Source organism: Bradyrhizobium sp. P3_C3, from assembly GCF_056402655.1.
In genome coordinates this window covers 22,482-28,793 of record NZ_JBFUGY010000065.1, presented here as the reverse complement: position 1 = coordinate 28,793, position 6,312 = coordinate 22,482, and the positions used below count along the sequence as shown (strand labels likewise).

The following is a 6,312-nucleotide window of genomic DNA, read 5'->3' as shown; positions in this document are numbered from 1 at the left end:
GTCGTTCTATCCGCGCTATGTCGCCGAGACCGTCCTGAAGGCCGCGCAATGGGCATCGCTAGCGCTGCGCCTCCACCGGCTGGCGCGCAAGGTCAAGTCGGATCCGCACCGGCTCACTTATGTCGATGAGGCGATCACACTGCGGCCCGACGAGACCGAGAATCTGGACTTGTACAAGACGCGGTCTAGCCAGGCGTTTCTCGATCAGCGGCGGCATATCGAAGAGGCGCAGAAACCTAAGCTGTCCGTGCGGTAGTTGCAAACTCGCGCTAGTTGATTCTCAAGCCGCCACGAACCATCGCATCCTCACAGATTGACGGACAAGCGACGTGCGTTTGCACCGAACAGCCCCAAAACGTCCACTTCCGTTCTGCCGCCAGGAGCAGACATGCCGGTGACCGGCCGCTTTGCGCCAGAAGCGGTCCTTCCATAATTGCTCATTCCGTAAATTGAGCCATCGGGAAAGTCTGGCTTCGGCAACAGTGCTCCTCAACCGATGATCACAGGCAGCCGGTCTGAGCCATCGAGAATCGGTGTCTGAGGCCCGTTAACGGCAAGGTGAGATTAAAGTTTCCGGCTTTGCGCCAGCGGGCGCGGCGGACACCGGGTTGCGCTGTTTTGCGCCTGCCCCATTGCGCTTGCCGCACCTTGGCTCATACTGACGCGTGGCAACAGGACCATCCGCCATGTCGAATGCCGCCTTGGCCCCCCTGAACGAGACGATCACGATCGCGGAGCTCACGCGCGATCCCTATCCGATCTATAAGCGCCTGAGGCGCGAAGCGCCCGTGTTGCGCGTCAAGTCCGTGGGCCGCACGTTCCTCACCAAGGCTGCCGACACCAAATACGTGAAGGACAATGCGGCGTTGTTCAGCTCCAACGATCCGAACACGCCCATGAAGCGCGCCTTTCTCGCGCATACGCTGATGCGCAAGGACCACGACGAGCATCGGACCGAACGCATGGCGATGATGCCGGCCCTGATGCCGAAGACGATCGAATCCGTCTGGGGGCCGCTATATGCGAACCTGGCGGCGGCGTATCTCGACCGGCTGCCGCGCGGCGAGGTTGTCGATCTCTTTCCCGCGCTCGCGGGACCGCTTGCCGCGCGGATGCTGGCGCATGCGATAGGCGTTCCGGACGCGAGCGATGAGGACATGCAACGATGGTCGCAGACGCTGATCGACGGTGCCGGCAATTTCGGCTGGACGCCAGGGCCTTTCCAAGCGACCGATATCGCCAATGCGGAAATGGACAAATGTATCCGCGCGAACGCCGAACGCGTGCGTGCCGAGCCGGATTCCTCAGCGCTCTCCTTCATGGTGAACGCGAAGACTCCTATTCTGGAAAGCCAGATGATCGCCAACGTAAAAATCGCGATCGGCGGCGGCATCAACGAGCCACGCGACGCCCTGCTGACGATCCTCTACGGCCTCCTCACCAATCCCGATCAGCTCGACAGCGTGCGCGCAGGCGACAAATGGCGCGCCGCCTTCGAGGAAGGGGTCCGGTGGGTGGCGCCGATCCAGGCGAGTTCACGGCTCGTTATGGAGGACACGGAGATTCGCGGCTGCTTCATCCCGAAGGGCGACACCGTGATGACGATCCAGGCCTCCGCCAACCGAGACGAGGACGTCATCGAAGACGGCGAGAACTACAACGCGCTTCGCGCCCCCAATCCTCACCAGGCCTTTGGCAACGGCCCGCATCATTGCGCGGGCGCGCACCTGTCGCGGCGAACTGTCGGGGACATCCTGATGCCGATGCTGTTCGAGCGCTTTCCCAACATGACCTTGCCTGATCCTGCGAGCGTGCGCTGGCACGGATTCGGTTTCCGCGGCCCCCTCAATCTGCCGCTTCGACTGCAATAGGGTCGGCGCGAGGGACGAGGGAGAAGCGTTTAGTTTATTTGTCTCACCAAGCGATGACACAGAATTCCTCGACGCTTGTGAGCGGGCTCTGATTGGTTTGTCGGAGCCCCGAACAGGGAAAGAAGGCGCAACTCTAAAACCTTCTCTCAACTTGTAAAACGGAGCGAGAAGGTAGAGAATAAACTTCATCAGCTCGGTATTACACTATGCCGATTCAGGTGCGCAGGCCGACGCCATCACCTCAGCGAGGTTGCTGTCCTTGCCGCGCCACCCTCATGTGCTCAACGCGAAAATGGTCACCACGCCGGCCTGGTAAACTACTTATCGCAGGTAGCCGAGCGAGGATTCCTTGGGCAATACCTCTGGACTGGAGCCAACCTAGGGAGGAAGGCCATGTCGCAACACGCACTCACAAATCCTGAGCTGCCGAAGCGGACACTATCTTGGGTGATATGGACAGGTATAGCGGCGCTGGGCGCATTCGCACTTGCTGGCATCGCGCTTAATCGCAATGAGCCAGTTAGTGCGGCCTGGCTAGTGACCGCGGCTATCTGCGTTTACCTCATCTCTTATCGGTTTTACGGCAAGTTCATCGCCGAGAAGGTCTTGAAGCTGGACGACACACGCCTGACGCCGGCCGAACGCCATAATGATGGGCTCGACTACGTTCCTACCAACAGATACGTCGTCTTCGGTCATCACTTCGCGGCCATCGCGGGGGCCGGTCCACTGGTCGGGCCGGTGCTCGCTGCACAGATGGGCTATCTGCCGGGAACTCTTTGGATCCTCGTAGGAGTGGTGTTTGCGGGCGCGGTACAGGATTTCGTTATTCTGTTCTGCTCGATGCGACGCGACGGCCGCTCACTCGGCGAAATGGTGAGAATGGAAATGGGCCCAATCGCGGGCGGCGTCGCCCTCGTTGGCACCCTCGGGATTATGATCATAATCCTCGCCGCGCTCGGCCTGGTCGTCGTGAAGGCATTGGGCGAAAGCCCATGGGGCACGTTCACGGTTGCCGTCACGATCCCGACCGCCATGGTCATGGGCGTCTACATGCGGAGCATTCGGCCAGGCAAAGTGGGAGAAGCCTCTGCATTCGGCGTGATAGTTCTCTTACTCGCCATCTGGTATGGCCAGTACGTGGCCCAGGACGCAACGCTCGGGCCAGCTTTCACCTACAGCGCACCTGCCCTGGCTTTGGCAATCATCGTTTATGGCGCCATCGCCTCCATGCTGCCAGTATGGCTCCTCCTCGCTCCTCGCGATTACCTCAGCACGTTCCTCAAGATCGGCGTCATTGTCGCGCTCGCGATCGGTATATATCTGGTCCAGCCCGACCTAAAGATGGGAGCGGTGACCCGTTTCACCGACGGTAGCGGACCAGTGTTTTCCGGCCCACTATTCCCGTTCCTCTTCATCACCATCGCATGCGGCGCAGTGTCAGGCTTTCACGCGTTAATCTCGTCGGGCACAACGCCAAAGATGATCGAGCGAGAGTCGGACGCCCGTTTTGTCGGTTACGGCGGCATGCTAATGGAGTCTTTCGTCGCCATAATGGCACTTTCCGCTGCATGTGTGCTCGATCCTGGCATCTACTTCGCCATGAACAGTCCGGCGGCGGTAATCGGCGACACGCCCCAAAGGGCAGCCGAGGTAATTAGCAATTGGGGGTGGGTGATCACCCCTGAAGCGATCAATCAGACCGCAACTGACGTGGGCGAACACACTATCCTCAACCGAGCCGGCGGCGCTCCGACTTTAGCGGTGGGTATGGCGCAAATCATGGCTCAGGCCTTTGGAGGTAAGGCGCTCGAGGCGTTTTGGTACCACTTCGCCATCCTATTCGAGGCACTGTTCATCCTCACGGCGGTTGATGCCGGCACCCGCGCAGGCCGATTTATGATTCAGGATCTGCTCGGCAACATCTACGCCCCGCTCGGCCGCACAGAGTCCCTGTTTTCCAATGTGGTTGCTACACTGCTCTGTGTCGCCGCGTGGGGCTACTTCGTCTATCAGGGCACGATCGACCCGCTTGGCGGAGTGAATACGATCTGGCCGCTATTCGGCATCTCGAACCAGATGCTCGCCGGCATTGCACTTCTGTTGGCTACTACCGTGCTGATCAAGCTCAAGCGGGAGCGCTACGCATGGGTGACGCTTGCGCCCACGGCTTGGCTTCTGGTTTGCACCCTGACGGCAGGGTGGATGAAGGCATTCTCGTCCGATCCGCGCATCGGATTCTACGCGTTGGCCAACAAGTACAGCGAGGCGGCTTCGGCTGGCACCGTCCTCGCTCCGGCCAAGAGCATTGCCGAGATGGAGCGTGTGGCTTTCAACAACTACATATGCGGCACGCTCACGGTGCTGTTCGTTGCTCTCGTGCTAGTCATGGCTTATTTCACGCTGCGAATGTCGCTGAAGGCGTTCCGCAACGCCATGCCGAGTGCGGCTGAGACGCCACCTGCAATTCGTGAGGGAGGATTGTCTGGTGCTCCTGCGTAATGTTCGGAAATCGGTCCTGTCGTGCCGGGAAGTCACTGGGGCGACGGTAGAAGAGTGCTTTGCGTGCGCGCGGGACGCGGCCAAACAACTGCGCATGGGCTGGCTTCGGGCCATTGGTGCGCCCGATTATAAGGCCTACTTGATCCACCATGCGAGGCGGCATCCTGGCACGGCACCAATGGCTGAGCGCGAATACGTCAACATGTTCATCGAGCGGCGCTTCGATGGACGTAATGCTGGGCGCTGCTGCTAGTTCATACTCCGGAGTGGCAAGATCAGGCTCTAGCCGATTGAGGTACTCGGTTCCATCGCCGGTGCTCCCGACCGCGTGAGGTGATGCCTTCAACTCGGTGCGGCCGCGGATTTGACGGAAGTCAATCTTTCGGCTTCATCCTACAAAACGACCAGGGAGCTTCGTATTGGCGTTACGCAGTATTGCAGTGGTGGAGCCGGCTAAAAATCAGCTTTTGCGAAATTTTTTGCGTCCTTCAATTTCCGACTTTTGCAACACTATCCGCCACAGGTGGTCATCGAACACTTACTGAAGCGCAGGTTCCGTCACGTCGTGTTCTCAGGACGATGTCCGCCTACATTCCGCAGCCACTCAGCCCAGAGCAAAGTGGGCGAACATGGAAGCTCGCGGGAGTCCTGGCGAAAGCAACCTCCATTTTCGATTCCATGCAGGAAGCTGAGCAATGGTTGGAACGGCCGGCTATCGGCTTGAACCGTATGCGTCCGGCGAAGGCCCCGGGTAGTCCGTTTTTTGACTGCAGCCGCGGGCAAAGTACGCCCCCTATAAGTTTGTCCCCTAATCGGGGCAAAGTAGGTCCCCTAGCCCAAAGAGCCCCGCTGGCGACGGCGGAGCTCTTCGCATTCCTTCAAGTTTGTTGCTGCCCAATAGACCCTCGCTGGGAAGCCTCCATTTCCGCCGCCGCGATCCTGGTCACACTGAAGCGGTAACCATCACCGGCACGCAATTGTTGAGGCCGGCCGGAAAAGCCCCATATTCTGGTAACGTGCGGGGATCCGCTGTCGGACCGGCCCGCCGATTGAAGAATTCGTGAGTCCTCCCGGTCCGCTCAAGAAGCGTCGCAGAAAACAGGCTTCAAATGACGGAGGCGCCGCGGCGCGTCAGGAGAGCAGATGGCGAATTTTGGCGAAAACGACCGGTTCCGATCCCGGATGTTCGAAGAAGGCAACAATCTCCGGTTCGAGCGGCCTATCGACGAGGCGTCGCGCCAGTGGTGGCTGGGGAAGTTCTACGACACGTTCGATCTGACACCAGAGGGCATGGCCGACCGCATCACCAAAAGTGCGCCTGGATCGAAGTCTACCGTCTATCATTTCATCGACGGCGCCAGAGAGGCATTCTCACTACGGGTCGACGGAGATTTTCCGGGTACGCAGGAGTTCGGGTTCGCCCATCGGGAGCTCGATCTGAAAGGCTCAGCCTTCAACGCCGAAGGAATGGCCGTCTCCGACGCAATGCAAGGCGGCGGCTATGGAAGCCGTCTCATGGGAGACCTGATCGACACCCGCCTGATCGGGATCGACCGGATCAAGCTGCGTGCGGAGCGCATCGGTCGCTATGTCTGGATCAAGATGGGGTTTCGTCCCACGGATGACGCATGGCGCCAGATGAAGATCGAAGCCTACGGATTCCTGGTGCAGCACATGGAGACTTTGCGCCGGCAGAAGCTCGACGTGACCGAGCTGATGAGGGAGATCGAGGCTGGCGGCCCCAAAATGGCCCTCACGATCGCGGCCTTGGGCGCGAAGGTCCCGAGCAATGATATTCCGGCCCGCTTTGGACCGAAGCTGATGCCGTTCGGGAAGGTCTTCTTCCTGGAAGTCGCGTCGCCGTGGAGCGGCACGCTTGATCTCCGGGACGGCGAGCAGATGAAGAACGTAGAAACCTACCGCGAAACGAAGTAGACTG

General features: G+C 59.7%; 4 protein-coding genes and 2 pseudogenes. All 6 read left to right on the top strand.

The genetic code is table 11. From position 1 onward, the window contains the following. Positions 1-256, top strand: a pseudogene (locus AC1DW2_RS40030) (radical SAM protein); the annotation flags it as partial. Positions 257-686: 430 nt separating this feature from the next. Next, on the top strand, positions 687-1,871 hold the full coding sequence (locus AC1DW2_RS40025; protein WP_208088275.1) for a cytochrome P450: 1,185 nt from the start codon (positions 687-689) through the stop codon (positions 1,869-1,871). Between the two features lie 393 nt (positions 1,872-2,264). Next, positions 2,265-4,373, top strand: a complete 2,109-nt coding sequence (locus AC1DW2_RS40020; protein WP_208088276.1) for a carbon starvation CstA family protein — start codon at positions 2,265-2,267, stop codon at positions 4,371-4,373. Continuing rightward, positions 4,315-4,626, top strand: a complete 312-nt coding sequence (locus AC1DW2_RS40015) for a CstA-like transporter-associated (seleno)protein (protein WP_477008792.1) — start codon at positions 4,315-4,317, stop codon at positions 4,624-4,626. Before AC1DW2_RS40020 ends, AC1DW2_RS40015 begins: the two co-directional genes overlap by 59 nt. Positions 4,627-4,970: 344 nt before the next feature. Further along, positions 4,971-5,132, top strand: a pseudogene (locus AC1DW2_RS40010) (antitoxin); the annotation flags it as partial. A 384-nt stretch (positions 5,133-5,516) separates the two neighbouring features. Next, complete coding sequence (locus AC1DW2_RS40005; RefSeq protein ID WP_208088277.1) at positions 5,517-6,308, top strand: GNAT family N-acetyltransferase; 792 nt, start codon at positions 5,517-5,519, stop codon at positions 6,306-6,308. Positions 6,309-6,312: the final 4 nt, after the last annotated feature.